Below are 26,224 nucleotides of genomic sequence, written 5' to 3'. Positions count from 1 at the left end.
CTATTCCTTGAGAAAAAACACGTATATCGCATCTAGCCGGGATGATGGGGGTTGCGCTGTAGCACCTTGTCCAGAATCCGGTCGGTTTTCAATGCCTCGATGGCCAGCGAAGGATGCTCGGCTTCACCACGGATATGCGCGTTCATGGCCAACACGTGGTGCCACTGGATATGCGCGTGGCATGGCACGTCCAGCACTTCGTTGGTCTCGCCTTCAAGGCGCAGCGGTTGGTCTTCGAAAACGGCAAACGTAATGCGACCCTTACTGCCGATCAGCTCGACGTTGTCTTCCCGTCGGTCGGCAACAAAGTTCCAGCAACCCATGCCCAGCGCGCCCGAGCTGAAGGTCCAGCAAGCTGTAACCGCGTCCTCGGCCACATAGCGACCTGCCTGGCGTGCTGTAAAACCGGACACCTCGACGATATCCCCGGCCAGGTACTGGAACAGGTCAAAGCCGTGGCTGGCCAGGTCGGCAAAATAGCCGCCACCCGCGATCAGCGGGTCGGTGCGCCAGTTGGCGGCGCTGGCGTCCTCGGCAGCCGGTGGTTTGCACAGGGTCCAGGTAAGCTGACGCAGCTCGCCGATGCGCCCATCCCGCAGCCAATCGCGAACTTGCTGAAAGCGCGGCAGCGAACGGCGGTAGTAGGAGACAAACAAATGCAGCCCGGCACGCTCGAAGGTACGTTGCATCAATGCGCTTTGCTCGGCATTCAGCGCCATGGGTTTCTCGACGCAGCAATGCTTGCCGGCCGCGGCCACCATCAGGCTGTATTCCAAGTGGCTGTCGGGCGGTGTGGCGATGTAGACCGCGTCCACCTCAGGGTCGTTGATCAGCGCTTGGGCGTCGGTATAGGAACGGGCAATGCCATGGCGTGTTGCATAATCGCGCACGGCGGCCTCGCGACGCCCCATCACGGCTACCAGGGCCGAACCTGGCGCTTTGTAGAAAGCGGGCCCACTCTTCAATTCAGCGACACTGCCACAGCCGATCATGCCCCAACGTACGGTGCTCATCTGTTTTCCTCGTGCGTTTTGTTCAGTCGGGCAGTATCCACATACCCATCCCTGCGCGCCATAACCACTTAGCATGACAATTGCATTACACTTTTATGACATTCATGCCGCTGCGGGACACAGACGATGAAAATCAGGGCAACGGTCATTTGCGAACACGAGGGGCATATCCTCTTCGTGCGCAAGGCCAGATCAAAATGGGCGTTGCCGGGTGGCAAGGTCGAGCGCGACGAACGCCCGGTGGGCGCCGCCGAACGCGAGCTGGAAGAAGAAACCGGATTGAACGTGGACGGCCTACTCTATCTGCAGGAACTCAAAGCCCGCGACACGCTGCATCATGTGTTCGAAGCGTCAGTGGTGAACATCGCGGACGCGCGACCCTGTAACGAGATTGTCGACTGCCAGTGGCACGCTTATGGCGCGCTCGACCAGTTGGACACCACCGACGCCACCAAACACATCGTCAAATCCTTTCTACGCCGCCTGTAAATCGGCGCTCTGGTCGCTGGCCAACACCCCTCGTATCACCAAGCCATTTGCTCTCTGCCGTTCGACAAAGGATTTGACGAACGCGGCAGCGGCTGCCTGCACCAACGGTACTGTCAGTGTTCAAAAATCCAGCGTCTATTTGTAGCGAAAACGCCGAAACACCCGCGCCAAAAAGCCTCCTTCACGACCTCTCGTCTGCTGCCTCGGCTTACGCTTGACTCCAAGCGACGATCAAAAGAGGCTCTTGGCTATTCGCCATCATCCCCGAGCACTCCCATGAGCATCGATCACCCAAGCCAGCCCGACAGTGACGTGTACCGAACGCTGTTGGAGTCGACCAAAGCCATCCCCTGGCGTATCGATTGGCAAACCATGACGTTCAGCTACATCGGCCCGCAGATCGAAACATTGCTGGGCTGGACCCCGCAGAGCTGGGTCAGCGTGGACGACTGGGTCGAGCGCATGCACCCGGATGACCGTGAATACGTGGTGAATTTCTGTGTGTCGCAGTCCCGCGCCGGCGTGGACCACGAGGCGGATTACCGGGCACTGACGGTCAACGGCGACTACGTGTGGATTCGTGACGTGGTGCACGTGGTGCGCAAGGACGGCGAGGTCGAAGCCCTGATCGGCTTTATGTTCGATATCAGCGAACGCAAGAAAACCGAAGAGCACTTGGTACGCCTGCAAAAGCAACTTGAGGAATATTCCTACCAGGACGGCCTGACCGGCATCGCCAACCGACGCATGTTCGACACCGTGCTTGAGCGCGAATGGGCCAGCGCCCAGCGCAGCCAGTTGCCGCTGTCGTTGATCATCCTGGATATCGATTTTTTCAAGCAGTACAACGATCACTACGGCCATATCAAGGGCGACGAATGCTTGCGCCAGGTCGCACGTACCCTGTCGCTGGCAGCCAACCGGCCACGGGATTTCATCGCGCGGATCGGCGGTGAAGAGTTTGTATGGCTACTACCGGAAACCGACGCGGCGTCGGCCAAACAGGTAGCACGACGTTGCCTGCACCTGATCTGCCAGCAGCAGATCGAGCATGGTTTTTCGGCGGTGTCGAACCTGCTGACCATGAGCCTGGGCGTCGGTACACGTATCGTCACACCAGATAGTCCGATGCTGGAATTTGTCGAGGGTGTCGATAAATTGCTCTACCAGGCCAAACGCAATGGACGGATGCGCGCGGAGTTTGCCGAGGGTGAAGTTTGACGCGGAGGTCAAATCGCGGGCAAAAAAAATCCCAAGTAGCTGATGGAAACTTGGGATTTAAAAATGCATAAACCGTGGGAGGTGAACGCCCGGCTATAGTAACGACTGTAAAAACGTGTAACAAGACTATTTCAATCCTTTCGTCGGATTGGAAGTGTTGTAAGTCCTTCAATAACCACATGTTTTTTAGGGTAGTGACGGATACAAGTGCCACTTTTTGGTGCAACTACCGGGTATATTTCCACTTATAAAAAAGGGTTATTAATAAAAATAACGACGCATCCTTCGATGGGTCCACGCGTGATTACACCCTGTTTTTTTCGTAGCGCACGTCGTCACACTCAACCTGCCCTACTTTCGACCAGCCCAGGCGTTGGTAAAAACCGTTTGCACGAATGTGGTCACGCCCGTCGGTGATCAGAAACAGTGTGGTGTGGTGTTCAAACAACACGGCTTCGGCAACAGCCATCAGTTTCCGACCGAGGCCGAGACGCTCGTGAGTCGGCAGTACGAACATCGCAAACACTTCGCATTCGGCCAGGTCGACCATCGCAAAGGCTGCAGGTTGACCGTCTACCTCAGCGATCCATGCACAGGACGCGTCACGAATGCTCTCGGCCAGAACTTGGGGCGTAATGCCCAGGTCGGCCATCTGCGCAACGCTCAAATGGTTTTGCACCACAGACGTACGGATGGCGAAGAGCGTGGCGACATCGTCCTGCGTCGCTACCCGGATAGTGGTTTGCATACTGGCGCCCCGTCCTTGGATAAAGGCGCAATTGTAGACAAATGAGAAGCCAGGGGTTGGGATGGTTTTGTAAGCCGAGTGCTGGTGGCCGAGGCCTATTTACGCGCCACTTTGTAGCGTACGCAATCCTGGTAGAAGCTTTGGCGGATCGCCTCCGGCTTGAGGCGTGAACGGCTGTCGTAGGTCTGTTCGGTGATGCCCATGGCCATCATGCGCATCCAGGATTTGTTGAACTTGAGGGTCTGGATCTTCTGCCGAGCGGCGTACAACGACACCCCCGACAGCTTGAGTTCCTGGGCCCTGGCAGCGGTGCCAGCGCCCCAACTGCACATGTACTTGTCACCCTCGCGCAGCTCCCGTGCCTGCACGACAGCCGCGCCCCCTGCCAGGGAGCAGGCGATCAGCATGATTCCAACATTGCGCATCTTCATCCCCGCCTAACCACCTGAAAATAAAAGCGATTCTGGCGAGAATTTTGTTACAAAGGGGCCATTAAATTGCCTTATCGAGTGAACGGGTTGTTGGCGAGTACGCTCGCCACACAGCGTTCACCCATACAACGTCGCAGGCAGTCACCACTGATAAGTCGCACTCGCCTGCACCGTGCGCTGCGAGCCATACCAGCACCACGAGTAGGAATAGCACGACGCGACATACTCTTTATTCGCCAGGTTGGTAGCGTTCAGCGCCAGGCGCAGGTTGTCCTTGAGGTTGACGATGTTCTTGATGTCGTAGTGCACCGCCGCATCGAACAAGGTGTAGCCCGGTACTTTCAGGGTGTTAGCCGTATCGCCCCACGAAGAGCCGACATAACGCGCACCGGCGCCGGCACCAAAACCCTTGAGGTTGCCGTCATGGAAGGTGTAGTCCGCCCACGCCGAGGCGGTGTGACGCGGAACCGCGTAAGTGGTGGTGCCCTCTGCGTTGATTGCCGGGCCTACGCCGATGTCGCTGATGGGTGCATAGCGCACGGTATTGTTGGACTTGCTGATGCGGTTATCCAGGTACGCGTACGCCGCAGTGATGTCCAAGTTGTCATTGAGGCTGGCCTTGCCTTCCAACTCAAAACCACGGGATTGCACTTCGCCGTCCTGGCTCTGGCAACGACCGGTACCGCACAGGTGCGTCGGGTCCGGATCGGTCGTCAGTACGTTGCTCTGGCGCAGGTCAAATATCGCCGCCGTGATAAAGCTGTTACTGCCCGGCGGCTGGTATTTGATGCCGATTTCATACTGTTTACCTTCGGTCGGCTTGAACACCGAGCCGCCATACCCGGTGCCCGACTGCGGGTTGAAGGATTCCGAATAGCTGGCATACGGCGCCAAGCCATTATCGAAGAGATAGACCAGGCCGACACGACCGGTGAAGGCCTTGCTGTCCAGCGAGGATTGACTCTTGACGCCCGTGCGAAGAGTTTTGGTGCTGCTCTCGGTGCTGGCCCAGTCATAACGACCACCCAGCAGCAACACCCACTTATCCCACTTCATCTGCTCTTGCAGGTAGACGCCGGTCTGTTCGCTACGCGACGTGCCGTCGGTGGTGTACGCCGGTACCGCAACGGCTGCGCCGTAGACCGGGTTGAAAATATCCAGGGTTGGCCCGGCAGTGTAGGTGCCTGAGCCGGACAGGGTGTCGGTGCTGGTGTTCTGATAATCGAGCCCCATCAGCAAGGTGTGCTGCAACGGGCCCGTGTCGAATTTGGCCTGGACCTGGTTGTCGAGGGTATAAGCGTCCATGTCCACATCAGTGGCGATAGTCGAACGGCGGATAGTCCGATAATCCGTCAGCAGGTAGTTGCTGTAGAGGCTACGGTATTGGCCTTCACTGCGCAGGTAACGCGCGTTTTGGCGTACGGTCCACACGTCATCGAAGTGATGTTCGAAGGCGTAGCCGATGGAGTAATACTCGCGGTCGCTCTTCTCAAAGTTCTTTTCACCGTCGTAGAAATCCACATCAATGCTGCGCCCGGTTGGACTGTGCAATACCGAGCCCCAGGCGGGGACTGATCCGTAGGACGCGCCCTTGGGGTCCTTTTGAAAATGCCCGAGCAGCGTCAGCGACGTGGCATCGTCCGGGCGCCAGGTGAACGCGGTCGACAGCGACTGGCGGCGGGTCTCGGTGTGTTCAACCTGACCATCGGCATCGTCGAAAAGTCCGGCAACACGGTAGGAGTACACGCCCTGATCGTCTATCGGCCCGCTCAAATCGAAGGTGGTGCGTTTCTTGTCGAAGGTGCCGTATTCGACGCCCACTTCATGAAACGGCGTGTCCAGCGGGCGCTTGGTGACCATGTTGATTACCCCGCTCGGTGTGCCCTGACCGTAGAGCACCGACGCCGGACCGCGCAGCACTTCAACACGCTCCAGGTCGAAGGCGTCTTTTTGCGGCAAGGCATCACGACTCGATGGCATCCGCAGGCCATCAAGGTAGGTGGCCGGAGCAAATCCGCGGATGGTCAATTGGTCCAGACGCGAGGCGGTAGCGCCACGGGTTTCCGGGACCACGGCGGCGCTGTAGCGCAGGATCTGGTTGAGGCTCTCGGCGTTCTGCGCACGCATCTGGTCTCTGGTCACGATGGAGATCGACTGCGGGGTTTCAATCAGCGCGGTGTCGGTCTTGGTTCCCGACAGGCTGCGCGTGGCCACATAGCCGGACACTGGTCCAGTGGGGCTTTCAGCCTGGTAGGCAGCGCTGATGGTGGTGGGCTGCAACTCCATGGCGCCGCCGTTATCCGGGATAGCTTCCAGGCGGTAGCGGTCGGCGGAAATCTTCAAGGCTTGCAGGCCGTTGCCGGCAAGCAGTTGGTTCAGGGCCACATCGGTGTCGTATTGCCCGCTCAAGCCATTGCTACGCTTGCCCCGAGTCAAGCTTGCATCAAAGGCCAACACCAGCCCCGCCTGCTCGGCCAGGCTATTGAGGGCCTGGCTCAAGTCACCGGCCGGGATCTGGAAGCTACGCACAGCGCGGCTGCTTTCTTCGGCAAAGGCGGATTGGACATTCAGCAACGGCACTGCGGCAAAAGCCATCGCCACTGACAGAGCCAGTGGATGCAAGGGACGAGCGAGGCGCGACATGGGAAATCCTGCGTAATAGAAGTTCTATTAACCATGACGGCCATGTCCGCAAATCGGGCAAGAATGAGATCGGTTTTTATCTGAGAAAGTTTTCCCCGTGTACTGATGCAATCAGTTGGACCGCTTTTTTGTGTAGCCCTCTGCCAGGACATGGGTGGGCTCCCACGAATTCCTCTGGTTCAAAACTGGTACTTCATCCAGTCATGATCCAGGGATCTGAAAAAAGCGATCCGTCCATCACCCCCACGCCACCACCAACAACCCTACCCCCAACGCCAGGCACAAAGGCGAATAAAACCAGGTGTCCATACTCGCAAACCGCGACCCACTGACTTTCTTGAAAAACCCGACCAACTCCGAGTCCCCAATCGCCCTGGCAAACATCACCAAGGCAATCGCGCTGATCCCCCACTGCAATGCCCCATGGGACACTGGCGAGAAATAAAGCCCAGCCCGAAGACACACGAGCAGCGCAATCGCCACCAGCCCCATCGCCACCAGAAAAGTGCCCAATGCCGACGGTTTAAACGCCGGGCGTGGCCCGCTGGCGAATTCGCCGGGGAGTTGGGGGATGGCGGCGAGGCTGCCGAGTTTGCCTCCCGCCGCCCAGTACAGGTGGACCATGCTGATGCAGGTAAAAATGCCGACAATCCACCGCGCGATGACAAAGCTCATGGCTGGCTCTCCTTAAAGGTGCGAAACAGGATAGTCGCCCAGAGATTTTTTGCAGGCATTTCGTCGGCAGCTGATGCTAAAGTGCCGCCCCATGAAATTCGCCCGTGCCGACCGCTCGCTCATTGCCTGGATGCTGTATTGCTGCGTCCTGTTCAATGTGTTCGTCTGCAGTATTGGTCATGGGCAGATGGTGGGGATGCAGCTCAATGGCATCGGCGGTCAGTTCTGTACCGTGGACCCGCGTACCCAGGCGCCCCAGCCGTCCAACTCCACCGATGAGAACCTGCCCACGCTGTCCAAGGCGTTTGGTTGTCCGCTGTGCTCCTCCGGCGGGATGGGACCGGCGCTCAGTTCCAGCCTGAATGTGGCGGTGTTGCCGCAACCCCATGCGCCACCGCCGGCCATTGTGCTGGCCGCCGACATCCCTGCTCGCTTCACCTGGCCCGCGGCTAACCCGCGCGCGCCTCCTGCCTTCGCCTGATCCCTTCGCTTTCCGATCTGCACCGGCCACCGTTTTTCCAAGGAGATACGGACGGCTGTGCATTGCTTTCAAGCCAAGTTTTTCAGGATTCAACTATGAAACATTTACCCCTGTTGGCGGGCCTGTTCGGCTGCCTGCCTGTCTGCGCCTGGGCCATTGAGCTGGCCCCGACCACCATTGATGGAGAATCAACTGCCGAGCCTGGCCTGTCCCTGGATCAGTCCAGCGGCGTGGCTTCGCGCTTGGGATTGAGCGTGCGGGAAACCCCGGCGTCGGTGGCCATAGCCAATCGCAACGATATCGAGCGTCATGGCGCCAAGACCTTCCGCGATGCAGCCAACACCCTGCCCGGCGTCAACGCCAGCGCACCGCCGGGTTTCGGTGGATTTGTGTCTTATCGTGGATTTACCAGCAGCCAGATCACCCAAATGTTCAATGGGATCAACGTCGCCACCGGCCTGGCGCGTCCCGTGGATGCGTGGATCTATGACCGGGTGGAACTGGTCGGCGGCCCCTCCTCCTTGATCAACGGCGCTGGCTCCGTGGGCGGCTCACTGAACTACGTCACCAAGTTGGCGACCCGTGAGGACCAAGCCGCCGAAGGCCAACTGACCTATGGCAGCTACGACACGGCCGGCATGGCTTTTGGCGTGAACCAAGCGTTGACCGAAACGGATGCCGAGGTGCAGCACTATGCGCGCCTGGATGTCAGCCGCAATACCAATCACAGCTACATCGACCGCGCTCAGCGCGATGCCTGGAGCCTGGCGTTTTCCCTGCTCAGTGACCTCACTCCCGACCTGTCACACACCCTGGCCCTGGAGTATCAGGATGAACACGAAGACAGCCCGTATTGGGGTACACCGGTGCTCAACCCCAAGGCCGGCGAGCTGAAGATCGACACACACAACCGCTTCAACAACTACAACGTGGCAGACGGTCGTTATGAACAGCGCACGCTGTGGGCACGCTCGATTATCGACTACCGGATCAACGACAGCACCACGCTGAAAAACACCCTCTACCACCTCGACAGCCAGCGCGACTACCGCAACCTGGAGACCTACCAGTACACCACCAATAACAGCGCGGTGAACCGGTCCACAGCCTACCAAGTGCGCCATCAAGGCGAACAGAACGGCAACCAGTTCGAGCTGCGCCATGACGACAGCCTGTTCGGCCTGTCGACCACTTGGTCCGGCGGCTTTGAGTACAAGGTCAACAGCACCACCAGCACGCCCTGGAATATGCCGGGTAACAGCACGGTGGATCCAAACGACTTCAATCCCGGGCACTTCTACGACATCCCGCGAACCCAGGAAAAGTTCGGTAAGGACAAGACTAATGAAGTCACCACCAAAGCACTGTTCGTGGAAAACCGACTGGGCCTAACCGATAAACTCTCGCTGCTCAGCGGCCTGCGTTACGACGCCATCGACCTGGATGTGACCAACCACCGCGTTGTCACGGCTACTAACCCACGGCACTTCAAGCGCCGTTGGGAGCCGGTGACAGGCCGCGTGGGCCTGACGTACCAGTTCATCCCCTCAGCCAATTTCTACGTGCAATACAGCACCGCCGCCGAGCAGCCCACTACCACCACTCAGGTGTTCGACGTCTCGACCGGCAAGCAGTGGGAAGTGGGCAGCAAGTTTGACTACTTGGACGGGCGTGGCTCGGCGACCGTGGCCGCCTACAGGATTGAGCGCAAGGATTTTGCCGTCACCGACCCACAGGACCCGACCACCAGCATCCCGGTCGGCGCGCAGTCGTCCAAGGGCATCGAGTTGGCGAGTTCGCTGCGCATCACACCAAAGCTTCTGGCAGAGGGCAACTTCGCCTGGGTGGATGCGGAGTACGACGAGTTCAACGAGAAAATCGCCAGCGGCGCAGTGGTTTCGCGTAAAGGCAATACGCCGACCAACGTGCCCAAGCGCGTGGGGAATGTGTGGATGACTTATGATTTCGCCGAGGACTGGCAAGGCGGCGTGGATGCGCGGTATGTCGCCGAGGTGTACGCAGATAATGCCAACACGATGACCGTCCCTGCCTACACCCTGTTCGGGACGTTCCTGCGCTACAACGTGGATGCGCACACGTCGGTGACTGGGCGGGTGCGCAACTTGACCAATGAGGTGTATGCCGAGTTTGCGCATGTATCGCCGGCTTACTACCTCGGTTCGCCGAGGACCTTTGAAGTGGCGGTGCAAACCAAGTTCTAAACAGCAACGTGTTCACAATGTGGGAGGTGCGGTGCGACGATTCGGCTTGCTCCCTCCCACATTACGGATCATTTCAGGCTGGCTTCAACTTTCCCCGCCACATCCTCCGTCAACCAAGCCTTCCACACTTCAGGGTGTTCTTTCATAAACGCCTGAGCCACGTCACGTGGCGGTGTGTGGTTCTCGCTCATGGTCGCCAAGGCTTTGTTCAGCGGCTGAATCGGAAACTCGACCTTCTCGAAAAAAGCCGCAATCTGCGGGTGTTCCTTCTGAAACGGGGTAGACACACCGATGCTCAACTTGGACGCCAAAGACCGCGTAGGCTTCGGATCAGGATTATCCGCATCCGTCAGCGTTTTCCAGGCCTCGGCATCGAACGGTGGTTCTTCCAGCTGGATCAACTTATAGCGGCCCATCAAGGGCGTCGGCGACCAGTAGTAGAACAGCACCGGCTTGCCACGGCGGATCGACGAGGCAATTTCGGCATCCAGTGCCGCCCCCGAACCACTGCGAAAGTTCACATAACTGTCGTCAAGGCCATAGGCCTTGAGCTTCTGCTTGTTGACCACTTCCGAGGTCCAGCCGATGGGGCTGTTAAGGAAGCGTCCTTTGCCTGGGGATTCCGGGTCTTTGAACACGTCCTTGTAACGAGCCAGGTCTTTTACGCTTTTAAGGTCCGGTGCCAGAGGCTTGATGCCTTTGGCGGGATCGCCCTTGACCACGTATTCCGGCACCCACCAACCCTCGGTGGCACCTTTGACCGTATCGCCCAGGCCGACAACCTTGCCTTCGGCCTCGGCCTTGACCCACACCGGGCTGCGCCCTGCCCACTCTTCGCCGATGACCTGAATGTCGTTCTTGGCCAGGGCGCTTTCCAGCGTAATAGTGGTACCGGGCAAGGTGTCGGTGGGCAGGTCGTAACCCTTCTCGACAATCACCCGCAGTATTTCGGTGATCAGGCTGCCGCTTTCCCAGTTCAGGTCGGCAAAGTGTACCGGCGCCTGCGCGGCTGAGACAGACAGACTCAGGGCCGTAAACGACGCAGCCAACAGCGTTCTCAATCCTTTCATGCCCTTGCACCTCGCGATATCGCAGCAAACAGCGGACGGCTTTGCTGCTATGCGCGAAGCCTCTGAATAGTTAAGTCAACTCAACTGTAGTAGAGGTTCCGGGAGATAGGAGATGTTCGCAGTATTTGTTGGCTATTCGCTGGCCTTGAACGTTACCAGCTCACCCTTGCGCCATTTGGCGGCCTTCCCGGTCACGGCTTTGAGGGTTTTGGTCAGGCCTTCCTGCAGTTGTTCATTGGCCGCAAACACCAGCATCACGCTATGGCCTTCCTTGAAGACGATGCCGTGACCTTCGGCCGTCGACACAAAGGCATAGTCGCCCAGGCCATACACCGTCAACTTGATATCGCGGAACTTGAGTTCGAACTTGCCACCTTCGCGACTGGGCAATACCGCGGCACGAAAATGGTCACCCACCTTGAGTTCCAAGCGCGGCTTGTCATCTACGACCATCGCCGCTTCCGTGTCTATTTCGGCGATGTAGATGCCTTCCGGCGTCTGCTCAGTGATGTAAACGAAACGGGATTGAAACTGTTTGACCAACTTTGCGCGCAAATCACCCAGCACGAACAACGCGTGCATATCCAGATTACTGACTGCCAAGGAAACGCCCCCACATCGAAAAGAGCGCTGTCCGCCAGAGCGGGCAGCACAAAAAAACGGCCATCTCGGCTCGATCACACAACACAATCATAGAAAAAACTGAAGAAGATCTCGCGGCTGCGCTCCAGGAGACTAGTGCAGACGCACACGATGGGCCTCATGCAAGGTCATCGCGAATCGCAGGAGATCACAGGTTCAATAACCAGAGAATACTGGTCGACCCGCTTCAGAAAATAACACTATTAAAAACGCAGTTTCCGACAGCGTATACAAACAAAAAACGCCTCGGCGTGGAACCAGACGCCAACTGCCGACGACAATACTAAAACAGCAACACAGGTTAAAACCACCTGTAACGCTGCTGCTGGGTCAACAAAGATCGATCGACAGGAGCTGACCATGCAACGACGCCAATACAACGCTATGCCTTCCAGCACTCGTTCATCATGGCAGGACGAACATCCATACTACTGCTTGCACAGTCCCAACGGGTACCCTCAATCAGTTCTTTACCAAGTAGTACCCGCCGGAAGAAACTTCTTTCATATCCGCGAAGTGACCAGCGGCAGGATCAAAGGCTTTCGCAGCGACCACATCGAGGCCTGTGAACTGGCCAAGCGGCTGGAGGCCTCCCTGCTCGGGGGGATCGTTTCGTCACCCGGATGACTTTACTGCGCCGCCACCCCTCAACAACTGCCATACTGGCCTGTCCATTGAAATTGGCCCCGTTCGGGTCAGGTTTCATCAGTGCAGTTGGTTACCTCGAAGGGAAGGCTATACGTGACGGAATTTGATATTGGCGAATTTTTCATCCACGGCGACGCAAGGGAAGTAGACGGTGAGTTTCAAGCAGTGATCGTGATGCGCGCCAAGCCACCGTTGACCACTGTCACCACGCATCAGGTGGAAAAGGACCGTTGGTTCAAGACGCTGGATTCCGCCGCCATCGCTGGAAAAGAATCCGCCCAGGCGCTCAAGACTGCGGTGGATTCAGGCGCGCTGACCTCCTGACAATCCGATCGAACTCTACCGCGCCACAAGCCTCCCATGCATAACCATCCAGAAACCTGCAGGGAGACCGATATGGACGCGCCAATACCTACACTCGAAACGTTATTCGAACAACTGGGCCTGGACTCGTCGCCGCAAGCCATCGACGCCTTCATTGTCGCGCACCCGCTGAGTGACGACGTGAAGTTGATCGACGCACCGTTCTGGACGCCGCAACAGGCTCAGTTTCTGAAGGAAGAACTGCGTGAAGACGCTGACTGGGCCATCCCCGTAGATGAGCTCAACCAGCGCCTGCATCAACCGCAGTAACCCACTCGACGCAGGCGGCCTGCGGCTCGCAGCCGCTTGCCCTACCTGTAACCGTGCCTAACGCACAGCCTTCGCCGCCTCCGGCTTATAGCCCAGACGCAAGCCACCCCAATGCCGCCCACGGACCATGATAGGTACCGACAAATCGTGCATCAACTCGCCGGTATCGCGGGTGTAGGTCTGCAACAACACCGCTTGTTGATGGCTGCCGCAACGAATCCCGGTGCGGTCGTCGAACTTGCGCTTGGTCCGATTCTGCACCGCGTCGACTTGGGTATCACCGGTCAGCGCCTGGGAAAACGCGTTGTTGTGGGTCGGCACATAGCCTTGGGGCGTGCAGGCAATCGCAAACACTAACCCTTCGTGACGTGGCAGCAGCGCTTCCTGAATCGCCGGCAACACTTGGTCGGTATAACCGTCGAACCGCGTGTGGTACTTGCTCGGGCTGGTTTTGGGGATCAGCGTGTAGCTGCGGTCGAACAGGTCGTCCAGGCTGATGCGGTTTTGCTGCACATCCGCCTCGAACTGCTCGGCAATGCGGCCAGCCCCCTCCCGCGCCAGGTCGTAGACACGCTGGTGATAGTCATCGAGCCCGACCTCGGCGAGGCGTTCGCTGATGGTTTCCGCCTGCCCTTCCATTTGCACGGCGGCGTCGGCCAATTGGCGGGTTTGCTGGTCGCTTATATCCAGGTCGCTGCGCATCTGTTCAACGGCGTGGAATAGGCTGTCGAGTTGGGCGCGGTTGGTGTCGGCGCCCTGGGCGATCTCATTGACCTGCCCTTCCACATCCGCCGCCAGGCTGGCGATGCTGTGCAGTTGTTCGCCAGCCTGCTCCACCTGCTCGACACCGGTGTGCAAGTCCGCGGACAACTGGCGAATCTGCTCCACCACCTGAGCCGTGCGCTGCTGGATATCCGCCACCATCAACCCAACTTCATCGGTGGCGGTGGCCGTACGACCGGCCAGGCCACGCACTTCGTCCGCCACCACGGCAAACCCGCGCCCATGCTCGCCCGCCCGCGCCGCTTCAATGGCGGCGTTAAGCGCCAGCAGGTTGGTCTGGCTGGCGATGGACTGGATCACCAGGGTGACGCGCTGGATTTCTTCGCTGCGCTGGCTCAAGGCCTCGATCAACTCGCGGCTAGCATTGGCACGTTGGCTGAGCTGGTGCATGCGGATGATCGACTGGGCCAGAACTTCACGACCTTCAGTGCTGCGCTGATGGGCTTGGCTGGCAGCATCCAAAGCCTCGCGGCTCAGTTGGGAAGTGACTTTTTCGGTGCCGATCATCACTTCGGCACTGCTGACAATCTGCTTGGCGGCGCTCAATTGCGATTGCACGCGCGCAGCCAGCTGCTTGACCGAATAGGCCACTCCGGCGGCGGACAGTGCGTTATGGCTGGTGGTATAGGACAGGTCGCGGGTCAGCTCGCCTATCGCATCGATGGCGGCAGACTGCTCGATCACAGGCTTGGGACTTTTCAGGCGGGGCAACCAGATGACCAGCAAGGCCAGTGGCAGGCAGAGGTACAACGGCAGGCTGGCATAAGCAAGGCCCAGCAGTACCAGCACCAGGGCAGTGCTCTGCAAGAGCGGCATCAACCAGCCGGGCAACCCGCGCACCACCGCTTGGGGTGGCACTGCTGCGCCCATCAGAGTTCCGTCTCCAGCCATCTTCATTACCCCACTGCTTGTCGTTATTGTGTCTGCATTTAACGCCACTATCGGGCCATTATCCATGGGCCTTTAGTGGGGTGGGCTGCAGCAGATCAATAGACGGGCGTAACGGGGGTCTTTCTCTGGGGAACCGCGCGGGCGGCCCCCAGCTTCACCGCATCAGGCTTGGCGCTGATGCTTGTCGATCTGCTCGTGGCGCTCTTGCGCTTCGATGCAGTACTTGGTGGTCGGGCTGATCAACAGGCGCTTGAGGCCGATAGGCTCACCGCTGTCATCGCACCAGCCAAAGGAATCTTCCTTGATGCGTTCCAGTGCACGCTCAAGCTGCGGCAGCATGCGCTGGTCGCGGTCGATGGCGTTTACCAGCCAGGTGCGCTCTTCTTCAACGGAAGCGGCGTCGGCCGGGTCAGCCGGAGTGTCCAGGCTTTCAATGGCGATACGGTTCTGTTCAATGCGCTCGTGGTGCTCCACTTTCATGTCTTGCAGCAATTGCTCAAAAAAAGCGTGCTGTTCGGCATTCATGTAGTCATCCGCCGGCATGGCCAGCAACTTTTCCTTTGTCATTGATTTCTCTATAAAAAATACGTGCATTAAGGCGAATAAGGGAGCGTTCCGGCCGACCTCTGCAGGTCTCGGAAGGGCGCCATCCATTCCAAGCGCCACCCGGCACTCAATTTACGAGGGGCGGCAGTCTAAGGCCGACTTGAGGGCGCAGCAACTGAAAAGACAGGCATTTTTACCGATACAACCCCAAAAGGCACCAGGACGGGCTTGGCGAATGGTTATCGGAGTGCGTTTATAGCAAGAAATTCAGTGTTGTGGAGCTATAGAGAAGACAAACGGTTGAAACAGACTGTTGATGATTAAATGTGGGAGGTGCGGTGCGACGATTCGACTTGCCCTCAGTCGAATCGTCGCACCGCACCTCCCACAGTTTGTACCGCGTCAGCGTTTGAGTTTGCGTTTATTGCGGTACTGGTCGATCACCACCGCCACCACGATGATCAAGCCTTTGATGATGTCCTGGATATACGCATCCACCCCCACAAAGGTAAACCCGCTGGCCATCACCCCAAGGATAAGCGCGCCGATCACCGTACCGGTAATACGCCCTACCCCGCCCGCCAGGCTGGTGCCGCCGATGACCGCTGCCGCAATCGCGTCCAGCTCATAAGACATGCCCATGCCCGCCTGACCCGTGGCGGCGCGTGCCGAAGCCACCACACCTGCCAGGCCTGCCAGGAGGCCGGCGATGCTGTAGACGATGATCAGGTGACGCTTGACGTTGATCCCCGAGGTCCGCGCCGCCTGCATGTTGCCGCCGATGGCGTAGGTGTACTTGCCGTACTTGGTGTAGCGCAGGGCGATATGGAAGATTACCGCCACCACCAGGAAAATGATCACCGGCATCGCGCCATGACCAATAGCCGTGTACGAGTCCGAGAGCATGCTCACCGGCTGGCCTTCCGTGTAATAACGCGCCAGACCACGGGCCGAAACCATCATGCCCAGTGTCGCGATAAACGGCGGGATACCGGTGACAGCAATGATGCTGCCGTTGATCGCCCCTGCCAGCAGCCCCACACCCAGCCCCATCGCCACCGGAATCCACACGGGCAGATCGGTCAGCGACGGGAACACCGCCCGGGAAAAGTCAGAAGTCTGAGCCAAACTGGCGGCAATCATCGCCGACAGCGCCAGCACCGAGCCCGAAGACAGGTCGATCCCCGTGGTGATGATTACCTGCGTCACCCCGATGGCCAGCAGGCCGATGATCGATACTTGCAGGATCATCAGCACCAGCCGCTGGGAATTCATCAAAAAGCTCTGGTCACGCACGATCCAGCCGAACAACTCAAACACCAGCCCGATGCCGATCAGCACCAGGAAGATACTCAGCTCGGTGGGCAGTCGCCGCCGGTTCTTGACCGGTGCCGTGGCAGGCTTGTTGTCTGTTATCGCGTTCATAGCCAATCACCTTCTTATTCTATGGTGCGGACCAACCGCAGGCCCGCACGGCTGTTCGTCAGTGGACTACGGTCATACCGGAGGCCAACTGCATGACTTTTTCCTGGGTCGCATCCGCACGGTCCAGGGTGCCCATCAGTTCACCCTCGTGCATCACCATCACCCGGTCGCTCATGCCCAGCACTTCAGGCAGCTCCGAGGAAATCATGATCACCGCCATGCCTTCGCTGGCGAGGAAGGAGATCAGGCGATAAATCTCGGCCTTGGCACCGACGTCGATGCCTCGGGTCGGCTCATCCAGGATCAGCAACCGCGGATTGGTCATCAACCACCGGGCGAGCAAGGCTTTCTGCTGATTGCCACCGGATAAGGTGTCGATGCACTGCTCAAGAGACGGGGTTTTCACCCGCAGCTTCTTGCACATGTCTTCGCACAGCGCACGCAGGGCTTTCTGCTGGATAAAACCGTTACCCGAATAGTGCGGCAGTACCGCCATTTCCATGTTTTCCAGCACCGACAGGCACGGGAACAGGCCGCTGAGCTTGCGGTCCTCAGTCAGCAGCGCAAAGCCTTTCTCGATGGCCATGTGCGGGTCGGTAATGCGTACCGGCGCGCCATCCAGGGTGATCTGCCCGCTGCTGCTTGGGGTGATGCCAAAGATGGTTTCCGCCACGTTGGTACGGCCCGAGCCCATCAACCCGGCAATACCGAGGATCTCGCCAGCATGCAGGTCGAAGGAGACGTCCTTGAACACGCCATCCAGGGTCAAGTCGCGCACCGACATCAGCAACTCGCCGATAGGCGTCTCGCGCACCGGGAACAGCTGGCTCAGCTCGCGACCCACCATCATCGAGATCAAGCTGTCGCTGTTCATGCTGTCAGCACGTTGCAGGCCGATGTAATGGCCGTCGCGGAACACCGCCACTTCATCGGCGATGGCAAACACTTCGTTCATTTTGTGCGTGATGTAGACGATGCCTTTGCCCTGCGACTTGAGGTCGGCAATGATCGAAAACAGGTGGGCCACTTCCTTTTCGGTAATGGCCGAAGTCGGCTCATCCATGATCAGGATGTCGGAGTCGTAGGACACGGCCTTGGCAATCTCGACCATCTGCCGTTCGGCGATGCTCAGGTTACCCACGTGTTCCTCGGGGTCCAGGTTGATGCGCAGGCGCGCCAGCAACTCGGCGGTGCAGCGGTGCATTTCGCGGTGGTTGACCATGTGCAGGCTGTTGAGCTGCTCGCGGCCGATCCAGATGTTTTCGGCGATGCTCATATGGGGCATCAGGTTGAGTTCCTGGTGGATCATCGCGATCCCGGCTTTCTGGGCCGCCAGGGGTGTTTCAAAGACGATGGGCTTGCCGCGCAGACGGATTTCGCCAGCATCCGGCTGATAGATACCGGCGATGATTTTCATCAAGGTCGATTTACCCGCACCGTTCTCGCCCATCAGCGCCAGCACTGTGCCGGGGCGCACACGCAGTTGTACGTCGGCCAAGGCGACGACGCCGGGAAAGCCTTTGCTGATGTTGACGATTTCCAGCAGGTAGGGTTCTTCCTGCGCCAGCGGCTGGATACCGGGAGGCTGCGAGACAACGGCTTGAGCGAGCATAGGGAGGTACTCCATCAGCAGGGCGGGCACGACCGCCCTGCCGGTTCATTGTTGTTATGTCTGGGCTACTTGAACTTGGCGACGTTTTCCGGAGTGATCAGTTGGAACGGGATGATCACGTTCTGCTCGACCGGCTCTTTCTTGGCCATCTTGCGCGCCGCTTCCACCGAGCCCACCGCCTGGCCCTTGGCGTCCTGGAACGCGGAGGCGGCCATGTCACCCTTGGTGATCGCATTCAAGCCGTCCGGCGTACCGTCGACCCCCGCGATCAGCACACTGCCTTTTTCCTTGCCGGCCGATTTCAAGGCCATGGATGCGCCGATCGCCATCTCATCGTTGTTGGCCAACACAGCATTGAACTCGCGGCCTTGGGTCAGCCAGTCGTTGACCAGGGTCATGCCTTTGTCCCGCAGCCAGATACCGGTCTGCTCCTGTTCGATCTTGATGTCCGGGTACTTGGCCAACACTTCCTTCACGCCCTTGGTGCGATTGGTGGTGGAGTTGTTCGCCAGGTCGCCCAGCAGGATCACGATCTTGCCCTTGCCGCCGAGTTTTTCAGCGATGTACTGCATTTGCAGCTTGCCGGCCTCGACGTCATCGGAGGTCACGGCCACTACGTCCTTGGGCAGGTCTTTCTGGTCCGGACGGCGGTTGACGAACACCAGCGGGATGCCCGCCTTGGTCGCGGCGTTGATGATGTTTTTGGTGGAAGCCGTGTCGACCGGGTTGACGATGATGGCGTCGACTTTCTGACTGATAAAGTTCTCGACCTGGCTCAGTTGCTTGACCACATCGGCGCGGGCGTCTTCGAACTGCAACTGCACGCCGTCGCCCTTGGGATAGGACTTGGCTTGCTTATCCATGTCTTCGCGCAGGTAAGTGAGGAAGGTGTCATCGAACGCGGACATGCTCACGCCGACCTTGATGTCGGCGGCGCTGGCAAAACCGCTGGCCAGCATCATGGATAAAGCCAGCGCGGTAAAACGGATCGGGGTCTTCATGAACGGTCTGTCTCCACTTTCTTGTTGGTTTTTTGGACGTTGCGTTTATCAGAGCTCGGCGGGCAGTCGAACGACCGGGGCGCCAGGAATGCAGCAGACCAGCGCGCCTTGGTTTTCGACGCACAGCACATTAAGGAAGGAGAAGTAGAACGGCCGGGCGCGGGGCAGACCGCGGGGCGTGTGGGCAGGGCGTAAAACTCGCAGTACAGCGTTGAAGATTTTCATCTGACGGTACCTGGTTGTTTTTGATCTTGTTTTTGTTGAGTCGCCGGGGTCGAGCCCAAGACGTACTTTATGCAACCTGGAAAAGACTTTATTGGAAAATAATTTCCATATCAACCTGTTTTAGAATTTTATTCTATTTTTGTTGAAACCACCTGCTGACGCTCGGCGCTCAGGCGTGCGGCGTCCAATATACGGGTGGTTTCCAGCGCGTCATAGGCATCTACCGGCAAGGGTCCCTGCCCTTGCACGGCCGCTTGCAGTTGCCGGTAAAACTGCGTCCAGCAGCCCTTTTCTGAAGGCACCCGTTCACGCTCATCACCTTGCTCAAACCAGCCCCAGCGGCGGTGCTCCTCGGCGCCCCAGTGCTCGCCTTCGGTTTTCGGCGATTTGCCCGCCATCAGCGCTTCTTCCTGGCCATCCAGCCCGTCCACCGTGTAACAACCCAAGGTGCCACTCACCCGAAAGCGCGGGGCCTGGCTGTTTTGCAGGGCGTTGCCCCACAGATGGGAAATAACTCCGTTGGCATGGGTCAGGGAGATGAAGAAACCGTGGTCGACGCTGGGGTGTTCGGCGGTGTAGTGCAATTGTGCGAACACCCGGTCCACTGGGCCAAACAGTTGCAGCGCCTGGTCCACCAGATGACTGCCCAGATCACGCAGCCACCCCCCGCCACTGGCATTGCCCACCGCTTGAGGGCTGAAGCGTTCCACGCGGGATTCGAAACGAGTGATGGTGCCCAGTGCACCGGCGTCGATGAGCTTGCGCAAGGTCAGGTAATCCGAGTCCCAGCGCCGGTTCTGATAGACGCTGAGCAACACCTCATGGCGTTCGGCAGCGGTGATCAACGCCTGGGCCTGTTCAGCGTTGGCAGCAAAGGGTTTGTCGCTGACCACCGCCACACCGTGTTCGATGGCTTCCAGCACCAGCGCCGGGCGGCCCTTGAGGGTGGTGGAAATGACCAGCGCATCGACACCGGCTTCGACGATCTGGCCAATGCTGTCAAAGGCCTTCACACCTGGAAGATCAGTACTTAATTGCTGGCGCCGCTCTGGTGAGCGCGTCACCACGCCGACAAACGTCGCACCCGGCAAAGTCGCAATCAGCGGCGCATGAAAAAAGCGCCCTCCGTGGCCGTAGCCGACTAGTCCGATTCGCATGATCAACTCCTGAGTTGAATTGGAAACCCAATCAACTGTGGGAGGGGGCTTGCCCCCGATAGCGGTGGATCAGAAACAAATTTATTGCTGACCCACCGCTATCGGGGGCAAGCCCCCTCCCACATTGACCGAGTGTTAGCCGTAGAAGTGCGGACGATCCGGCAAGCTCACCTTCACAATCTGCTCACTGCCCTGCGCCTCAATACACGCATCCGCTGCCACCGCCGCCGCAAACCCATCCCACGCCGACGGCCCACCGACCTGCCCGGCGCGCACGCTATCAATGAAGGCCTGCAACTCCACGTCATAGGCACCGATAAAACGGTCCTTCCAGTCCATCAAAATTGCGTTCGACAGTTTGGCACCGCTGCGCAATTGCACTTGTGAAGGCTCCGGCAATTTGGCGATGCCGGTCTCCCCTACCACTTCGCACTGAATGTCGTAGCCGTACTGGCAGTTCACAAACACTTCCACATCGATACGGGTGCCCTTGGCGGTTTCCAGCAGCACGATCTGCGGGTCACGCAGGTGGGCCAAGGCCTTGCTGGTCTTGCGCGGGAACACCACTTGCACTGATACGTAGTCGTCGTTGAGCAACCAGCGCAGCACGTCCAACTCGTGGATCAGGGTGTCGGTGATCGCCATATCGGTCTTGTAGTTCTCGCCCACCGTCGGGTTGCGGTGCGCGCAATGCAGCATCAACGGCTCGCCGATCTGGCCGCTGTCGATCACGGCCTTGAGGGCGCGATAGCCTTCGTCATACGGGCGCATGAAGCCCACCTGCACCAGGCGCTTGCCGTGGGCCACTTCGGCCTCGACGATCTTGCGGCAGCCTTCGGCAGTCACCGCCAGGGGCTTTTCACAGAACACCGGCTTGCCGGCGGCGATGGCCGCGAGCACGAATTCTTCATGGCTCGGGCCCCACGAGGTCACCAGCACCGCTTCCACCTGCGGCGAGTTGATCAGCGCGTGACCGTCCGGATACACCTCGGCGTCCAGCTTCAACTCCGCAACCACCTTGGCGGCCTGCTCAAGGTTGATATCGGTCACCGCCACCACCTGGCTGTTGAGCAAGGTCTGGCTGCAACGACGAATATGGTCGCGGCCAATGGCGCCGGTACCGATCACTCCAAGCTTCAAAGACATACAAACACTCCTCTTGTTATTAGTACTGCCGGGCCTTCGCCAGGTGTTCATTGAGTTTTTTCGCCGCTGCGTTGGTGCGCTCACTGGTGGAAACCTGCGCCACGCCTACCCGCCACCACGACAGGTAGCCGTGGATCATGGTCTTGGGCAGCACTTTGATGTCGATCAGGGTCGAGACGGTTTGCGTGCGCGCATCGGCCAGGGCCGCTTCAAGCTGCTCCACGGTGCTGACCTTGTAGGTCTTGCAGCCGTAGGCCGCCGCACTCATGGCGAAATCCACCGGCACCAGCGCGCCGTCGAGCTTGCCGCTCTCGGGGTCGCGGTAGCGGAATTCAGTACCGAAGCTGTCCATGCCATTGCCGATCTGCAGGTTGTTGATGCAGCCGAAGGCCATGTTGTCCAGCAGCACTACGTTGATCTTGCGTCGCTCCTGGATGGAGGTGGCCAGCTCCGAGTGCAGCATCATGTAGGAGCCATCGCCGACCAGCGCGTAGACCTCTTTGGTCGGCTCGGCCAGCTTCACGCCCAGGGCAGCATTGATCTCGTAGCCCATGCACGAGTAGCCGTATTCGACGTGGTAGGTGTTGACGCCCTTGCTGCGCCAGGCGCGCTGCAAGTCGCCAGGCAAGCTGCCGGCGGCGGCCACGATGATCGCGTCATCGGCCAGGGATTGATTGAGCACGCCGAGTACGCGACTTTGGGTCAGGCACGAGCCGGTCAGCTCGATAAATTCGCGCAGTACAGCGCGGTCCAGGTGGTCGTCGACCTCAGGCACAAAGTCATCACCCTGGTATTCCACCTGGTGCACACGGTCCACTTCGGCGTCCAACTGCGCCTTGGCCTCACTGATCTGCGAGCCCCATCCGGAGCGATAATCGCCGAGGGCATCGGCCAGCGCTTGCAGGGCCAATTTGGCATCGGCCAACACCTGCACGCCGTCCAGCTTCAAGGCGTCGGCGGGGCTGATATTCAAGTTGAGAAACGTCACCTCGCCATGTTTGAACAGTGACTTGGATGAGGTGGTGAAGTCGGTATAGCGGGTACCGATACCGATGATCAAGTCGGCCTCTGGCGCCAGCAGGTTGGCGGCCAGGCAGCCGGTTTCACCGATACCGCCCACGTTCAGCGGATGGCTTGAGACCACCGCACTTTTGCCCGCTTGGGTTTCAGCGAACGGAATATCAAAACGCTCGGCAAACGCCTGCAACGCAGCATTCGCGCCGGAGTACTTCACGCCGCCGCCACAGATAATCAGCGGCTTGCGCTTGCCTCGGAAAGCCGCCAACGCATCGCCAATCATCGCGGCGGTGGCCGGACGGCGGTCGATACGGTGCACGCGTTTTTGCAAGAAATAATCAGGGTAGTCCCAGGCTTCGGCCTGCACATCCTGAGGCAGCGCCAGGGTTACCGCGCCGGTTTCGGCAGGGTCGGTGAGCACGCGCATCGCATGAATCGCGGCGGTCATCAGTTGCTCAGGACGGTTGATACGGTCCCAGTATTTGCTCACCGAGCGGAACGCGTCGTTGGTGCTGATGCTCAGGTCGTGGAACTGCTCGATCTGTTGCAGCACCGGGTCCGGTTGACGGCTGGCGTACACGTCACCGGGCAACAGCAGCAACGGGATACGGTTGGCGGTGGCGGTCGCCGCAGCGGTCAGCATATTCGCCGCGCCAGGGCCGACAGAGGCGGTGCACGCGTAGATCTTGCGGCGCAGGTGCTGCTTGGCAAAACCGATGGCGGCGTGGGCCATGCCCTGCTCGTTACGGCCCTGGTGCACCACCAGATCGCCGCTGTCCTGCTCCAGCGCCTGGCCCAGGCCCAACACATTGCCGTGGCCGAAAATGGTAAACACGCCGGCGACAAACTTGCTCTGCACGCCATCGACTTCGATGTATTGGTTATCCAGGAACTTCACCAGGGCCTGGGCCATGGTCAGTCGTGTTGTGGTCATGTCGCGCCCCTTAACGATTTTGCAGGTGGGCGATGCTTGCCCCCAACGCCTGCTGTATATCCGCCAACTCATGCACGCTTGTGGCAAATGGCTCGAACGACAGGTAGCCGCTGTAACCGGTGCTGAGCAACGTGTCGATCTGTGCGGCATTGCCGAGGATGTCGCCCTCGCCCACCAGCACGCGGTGGCCGTCGCGGATCGAGTTGAGCGGCGCCTCGGCATCTTCCACGCCGGAGATATGCACCAGGCCGGTCAACTCCGGGAAGAACTCATGTTCATTGGCCAAGTGGTGGTGGAAGGTGTCGTGCACCACGCGGAACACATCCAGGCCGCCAATGGACTTGATTGCGTCCACCGCCACACGCTTGCGGCGCAGGGCAGACTCTTCGAAGCCCAGGGGTTCGACGAAACCGAGAATCCCGTACTCGCGCAAGATCGGCGCCAGCTCGCTCAATGCAGTGCGCAAACCGGCGGCGCGCTGGGCATCGTTGCGCGTGTCGCCGGGTTCATTGAGCGGGCACATCACCAGGCCTTGGGCACCACATTCACGGGCGTAGGTAGCGAGTTTGATCGCCTGGGCGCGGCGCTCGTCGTTCCACACATCAAAGGGGTACAGCGCGTTGATCGACAGCACCGTAATGCCCTGCACCGCGCATAACTCACGCACGCGACTGGCCGGGGTGCCGTATTCGATTTCACGGTCTTTGAGGTCATTGCGAATTTCGATGGCATCGCACTGAAGCGCGGCCGCCAATTGGATGAAATCCGGCAGGGACAGGTTGGGCGCGACCATGCGGTTCAGGGCAAAGCGTAGAGGCGACTTCATTGTTGTTCTCCGTCTAGAACCGTTTTAAAGGTCAAGCAGCCAACTGTGCTGCGGGTCGTTGTGGAAATGCCAGGCGCGCTTGGGGCCGGCCATGACGTTCAGGTAATAAGACTCGTAGCCGTACGGCACACTGACCGGGTGATAGCCCTTGGGTACCACCACCAAGTCACTGTTTTCCACGGCCATGGCTTGGTCGATGCTGCGGTCGTCGGTGTAGACCCGCTGGAACACAAAACCCTGGGGCGGGTTGATCTGGTGGTAGTAGGTCTCTTCCAGAAAGCTTTGGTGCGGCAGATCGTCGGTGTCGTGCTTGTGCGGCGGGTAGCTCGACGAATGACCCGACGGCGTGCGTACTTCTACCACCAGCAGCGAATGGGCCGGCGAGGTGTCGGGCAGGATGTCGCACACGTAACGGGTGTTGGCGCCTTTGCCACGTACGCTGCGCTTGCAGTCTTGCGGGCGGATCAGGCGCGGTTCGTAACCGCCGGCACCGGGAGCAGCGCAGACGGCAATTTGTACGTCGCTCAAGGCGGTGACCTGGGCATCGGTGCCCGGCGGCAAGTAGGCGGCGAACGGGGACTTTTCCTCGAACACTGACTGGCGATCACCAAGGTTCTGCCAGTTGAAGCCCTCGCCGTCGATATTCACCCGACCGCTGAGCAGCACCAGGCACAGCTCTTTATCGCCGGCGCTGACCGGCAGGGTTTCACCGAGACTCAGACGGTAGGCTTTGAACCCTACGTATTCCAGACGCCCCTCTTCCAAGGCAACCATGGTTTGCCCGCGTTTGTTGCTTTTGACCAACAGACTCATTGTCCAACCCTCTCAGTGAGAAGAGCACGCAAGGTGTCATAGCCCTTTTTCGCGTAGATATAACTGGGCGCCACCGCCGGATCCTGCTCGGCCTCCACCACCAGCCAACCTTCGTATTTGGCGGCCAGCAGCACATCGAGCAACTCGGCAAAATCGATATCGCCATCGCCGGGCACGGTGAAAGTGCCGTTGACGATGCAGTCGGGGAAGCTCCACATCTGGTTGCGCGCCAGCTGCACCACCGGTTTGCGCACGTCCTTGAAATGCACGTGGCACACGCGGTCAATGTGTTTGCGCAGCACGTCGAGGGGTTCGCCGCCGCCCATGTAGCAGTGGCCCGAATCGAACAGCAGGCCGACTTCCGGCCCGGTGCGGCGCATCAACTCGTCGATGTCTTGCGGGGATTCGACGTACGCGCCCATGTGGTGGTGGTACGCCAGTCGCACGCCTTGGGACAAGGTAAAACGCGCTAACTCAGTGAGCTTGTCGGCGTATTCCCGCCAGGCCAGTTCGCTATGAAAGCGCGGGCGTTCGATCAGGCGAATGCGCGAGCCCTGGATCGAATCGGCCACCTCGCCGTACACCAGCACCTTGGCGCCGTTTTGTTTCAGCAGTTCGACGTGGCCGGCAATGGCTTCGATTTCTTCAGCCACCGAGCGGCGCGCCAGACGGCTGGAATACCAGCCGGAGACCAGCGCCAAGTCATAGGGGCGCAATACGTCGCCGACGCCCTTGGCATCCTTGGGGAATTTGCCGTTAAGTTCGAAACCTTCGTAGCCGATTTCCTTACCTTCGCTCAGGGCAGTGCTCAGCGGAGTTTCACCGCCGAGGGCCGGAAGGTCGTCGTTGCTCCAAGAGATCGGGTTGATGCCAATTCGGATTGCGGGCATGGCTGCACCTTTATTATTTTCAGGTATCACTGAGATCTGCTT

26 protein-coding genes are annotated in these 26,224 nt (G+C 59.2%); 7 read left to right on the top strand and 19 right to left on the bottom strand.

The genetic code is table 11. The features are described from left to right. Nucleotides 1–32: 32 nt before the first annotated feature. Nucleotides 33–1,013, bottom strand: coding sequence for a Gfo/Idh/MocA family protein (locus tag G9Q84_RS24990; protein WP_095185940.1), 981 nt, complete (start codon nt 1,011–1,013; stop codon nt 33–35). Between the two features lie 126 nt (nt 1,014–1,139). On the opposite strand from G9Q84_RS24990, the gene G9Q84_RS24985 reads away from it, so the two are divergent. Both G9Q84_RS24985 and G9Q84_RS24980 read left to right on the top strand, forming a co-directional pair. Continuing rightward, nucleotides 1,140–1,502 (top strand): NUDIX hydrolase, encoded by a 363-nt coding sequence (locus G9Q84_RS24985; protein ID WP_032885802.1) that lies wholly within the window; start codon nt 1,140–1,142, stop codon nt 1,500–1,502. Between the two features lie 276 nt (nt 1,503–1,778). Next, complete coding sequence (locus G9Q84_RS24980; protein WP_095185941.1) at nt 1,779–2,723, top strand: sensor domain-containing diguanylate cyclase; 945 nt, start codon at nt 1,779–1,781, stop codon at nt 2,721–2,723. 304 nt (nt 2,724–3,027) lie between these two features. On the opposite strand, the gene G9Q84_RS24975 is transcribed toward G9Q84_RS24980, so the two are convergent. From G9Q84_RS24975 to G9Q84_RS24960, 4 genes are all read right to left on the bottom strand, one after another. Continuing rightward, on the bottom strand, nt 3,028–3,471 hold the full coding sequence (locus G9Q84_RS24975) for a GNAT family N-acetyltransferase (protein ID WP_181644247.1): 444 nt from the start codon (nt 3,469–3,471) through the stop codon (nt 3,028–3,030). 95 nt (nt 3,472–3,566) lie between these two features. Beyond that, on the bottom strand, nt 3,567–3,896 hold the full coding sequence (locus tag G9Q84_RS24970; RefSeq protein ID WP_032885840.1) for a hypothetical protein: 330 nt from the start codon (nt 3,894–3,896) through the stop codon (nt 3,567–3,569). Between the two features lie 147 nt (nt 3,897–4,043). Next, the gene (locus tag G9Q84_RS24965) at nt 4,044–6,545 is read right to left on the bottom strand and encodes a TonB-dependent siderophore receptor (protein WP_181644246.1); all 2,502 of its coding nucleotides are present in this window, start codon (nt 6,543–6,545) and stop codon (nt 4,044–4,046) included. A gap of 237 nt (nt 6,546–6,782) precedes the next feature. Continuing rightward, nucleotides 6,783–7,220 carry a DUF3995 domain-containing protein gene (locus G9Q84_RS24960; RefSeq protein ID WP_032885797.1) on the bottom strand — a complete coding sequence of 146 codons (438 nt, stop codon included), beginning with the start codon at nt 7,218–7,220 and terminating at the stop codon, nt 6,783–6,785. Between the two features lie 91 nt (nt 7,221–7,311). Between G9Q84_RS24960 and G9Q84_RS24955 the strand changes: the two genes are divergently transcribed. Both G9Q84_RS24955 and G9Q84_RS24950 read left to right on the top strand, forming a co-directional pair. Then, nucleotides 7,312–7,701, top strand: coding sequence for a DUF2946 domain-containing protein (locus G9Q84_RS24955; protein ID WP_095185943.1), 390 nt, complete (start codon nt 7,312–7,314; stop codon nt 7,699–7,701). 95 nt (nt 7,702–7,796) lie between these two features. Further along, a complete protein-coding gene (locus tag G9Q84_RS24950) occupies nt 7,797–9,923 on the top strand; it encodes a TonB-dependent receptor (protein WP_181644245.1) in 2,127 nt (708 codons plus the stop codon). A gap of 68 nt (nt 9,924–9,991) precedes the next feature. On the opposite strand, the gene G9Q84_RS24945 is transcribed toward G9Q84_RS24950, so the two are convergent. Together G9Q84_RS24945 and G9Q84_RS24940 are read right to left on the bottom strand one after the other, a co-directional pair. Beyond that, the gene (locus G9Q84_RS24945) at nt 9,992–10,993 is read right to left on the bottom strand and encodes an ABC transporter substrate-binding protein (RefSeq protein ID WP_181644244.1); all 1,002 of its coding nucleotides are present in this window, start codon (nt 10,991–10,993) and stop codon (nt 9,992–9,994) included. Between the two features lie 132 nt (nt 10,994–11,125). After that, nucleotides 11,126–11,575, bottom strand: coding sequence for a hypothetical protein (locus G9Q84_RS24940; RefSeq protein WP_032885792.1), 450 nt, complete (start codon nt 11,573–11,575; stop codon nt 11,126–11,128). A 420-nt stretch (nt 11,576–11,995) separates the two neighbouring features. On the opposite strand from G9Q84_RS24940, the gene G9Q84_RS24935 reads away from it, so the two are divergent. The 3 genes from G9Q84_RS24935 to G9Q84_RS24925 all read left to right on the top strand — a co-directional run bounded on the left by G9Q84_RS24935 (nt 11,996) and on the right by G9Q84_RS24925 (nt 12,916). Beyond that, nucleotides 11,996–12,262, top strand: coding sequence for a hypothetical protein (locus G9Q84_RS24935; RefSeq protein ID WP_163033237.1), 267 nt, complete (start codon nt 11,996–11,998; stop codon nt 12,260–12,262). Nucleotides 12,263–12,376: 114 nt separating this feature from the next. Then, nucleotides 12,377–12,607: a hypothetical protein gene (locus tag G9Q84_RS24930; RefSeq protein ID WP_032885791.1), complete on the top strand. Its 231-nt coding sequence runs from the start codon at nt 12,377–12,379 to the stop codon at nt 12,605–12,607. Between the two features lie 72 nt (nt 12,608–12,679). Next, complete coding sequence (locus G9Q84_RS24925) at nt 12,680–12,916, top strand: DUF2789 domain-containing protein (protein WP_032885790.1); 237 nt, start codon at nt 12,680–12,682, stop codon at nt 12,914–12,916. Nucleotides 12,917–12,973: 57 nt separating this feature from the next. On the opposite strand, the gene G9Q84_RS24920 is transcribed toward G9Q84_RS24925, so the two are convergent. The 12 genes from G9Q84_RS24920 to iolE form a co-directional block, all read right to left on the bottom strand. Then, nucleotides 12,974–14,206 carry a methyl-accepting chemotaxis protein gene (locus G9Q84_RS24920; RefSeq protein ID WP_371260699.1) on the bottom strand — a complete coding sequence of 411 codons (1,233 nt, stop codon included), beginning with the start codon at nt 14,204–14,206 and terminating at the stop codon, nt 12,974–12,976. A gap of 546 nt (nt 14,207–14,752) precedes the next feature. Next, nucleotides 14,753–15,157 carry a TraR/DksA family transcriptional regulator gene (locus G9Q84_RS24915; protein WP_010564800.1) on the bottom strand — a complete coding sequence of 135 codons (405 nt, stop codon included), beginning with the start codon at nt 15,155–15,157 and terminating at the stop codon, nt 14,753–14,755. Between the two features lie 381 nt (nt 15,158–15,538). Next, on the bottom strand, nt 15,539–16,561 hold the full coding sequence (locus G9Q84_RS24910; RefSeq protein ID WP_032885788.1) for an ABC transporter permease: 1,023 nt from the start codon (nt 16,559–16,561) through the stop codon (nt 15,539–15,541). Nucleotides 16,562–16,619: 58 nt separating this feature from the next. Then, nucleotides 16,620–18,173, bottom strand: coding sequence for a sugar ABC transporter ATP-binding protein (locus G9Q84_RS24905; protein ID WP_032885787.1), 1,554 nt, complete (start codon nt 18,171–18,173; stop codon nt 16,620–16,622). A 65-nt stretch (nt 18,174–18,238) separates the two neighbouring features. Then, nucleotides 18,239–19,174 (bottom strand): sugar ABC transporter substrate-binding protein, encoded by a 936-nt coding sequence (locus G9Q84_RS24900; RefSeq protein WP_122754346.1) that lies wholly within the window; start codon nt 19,172–19,174, stop codon nt 18,239–18,241. A gap of 48 nt (nt 19,175–19,222) precedes the next feature. Beyond that, a complete protein-coding gene (locus tag G9Q84_RS24895) occupies nt 19,223–19,399 on the bottom strand; it encodes a hypothetical protein (protein ID WP_163033238.1) in 177 nt (58 codons plus the stop codon). A gap of 128 nt (nt 19,400–19,527) precedes the next feature. Next, nucleotides 19,528–20,556: a Gfo/Idh/MocA family protein gene (locus tag G9Q84_RS24890; RefSeq protein WP_095185947.1), complete on the bottom strand. Its 1,029-nt coding sequence runs from the start codon at nt 20,554–20,556 to the stop codon at nt 19,528–19,530. A gap of 135 nt (nt 20,557–20,691) precedes the next feature. Then, entirely contained in the window at nt 20,692–21,702 is a 1,011-nt protein-coding gene (iolG, locus tag G9Q84_RS24885; protein WP_032885784.1) for a bifunctional inositol 2-dehydrogenase/D-chiro-inositol 1-dehydrogenase, read from the bottom strand. A 19-nt stretch (nt 21,703–21,721) separates the two neighbouring features. After that, nucleotides 21,722–23,653: a 3D-(3,5/4)-trihydroxycyclohexane-1,2-dione acylhydrolase (decyclizing) gene (iolD, locus tag G9Q84_RS24880; RefSeq protein ID WP_181644243.1), complete on the bottom strand. Its 1,932-nt coding sequence runs from the start codon at nt 23,651–23,653 to the stop codon at nt 21,722–21,724. Nucleotides 23,654–23,663: 10 nt separating this feature from the next. After that, on the bottom strand, nt 23,664–24,479 hold the full coding sequence (locus tag G9Q84_RS24875) for a TIM barrel protein (protein ID WP_122764324.1): 816 nt from the start codon (nt 24,477–24,479) through the stop codon (nt 23,664–23,666). A gap of 24 nt (nt 24,480–24,503) precedes the next feature. After that, a complete protein-coding gene (gene iolB / locus G9Q84_RS24870) occupies nt 24,504–25,292 on the bottom strand; it encodes a 5-deoxy-glucuronate isomerase (RefSeq protein ID WP_122681417.1) in 789 nt (262 codons plus the stop codon). Next, nucleotides 25,289–26,182: a myo-inosose-2 dehydratase gene (iolE, locus tag G9Q84_RS24865; protein WP_181644242.1), complete on the bottom strand. Its 894-nt coding sequence runs from the start codon at nt 26,180–26,182 to the stop codon at nt 25,289–25,291. The genes iolB and iolE overlap by 4 nt, the downstream gene beginning before the upstream one ends. Nucleotides 26,183–26,224: the final 42 nt, after the last annotated feature.

The sequence above is a fragment of the Pseudomonas sivasensis genome (assembly GCF_013778505.1).
Lineage (GTDB): Bacteria > Pseudomonadota > Gammaproteobacteria > Pseudomonadales > Pseudomonadaceae > Aquipseudomonas > Aquipseudomonas sivasensis.
The sequence above is the reverse complement of the archived record's forward strand: the minus strand, read 5'-3'. Positions and strand labels throughout refer to the sequence as shown.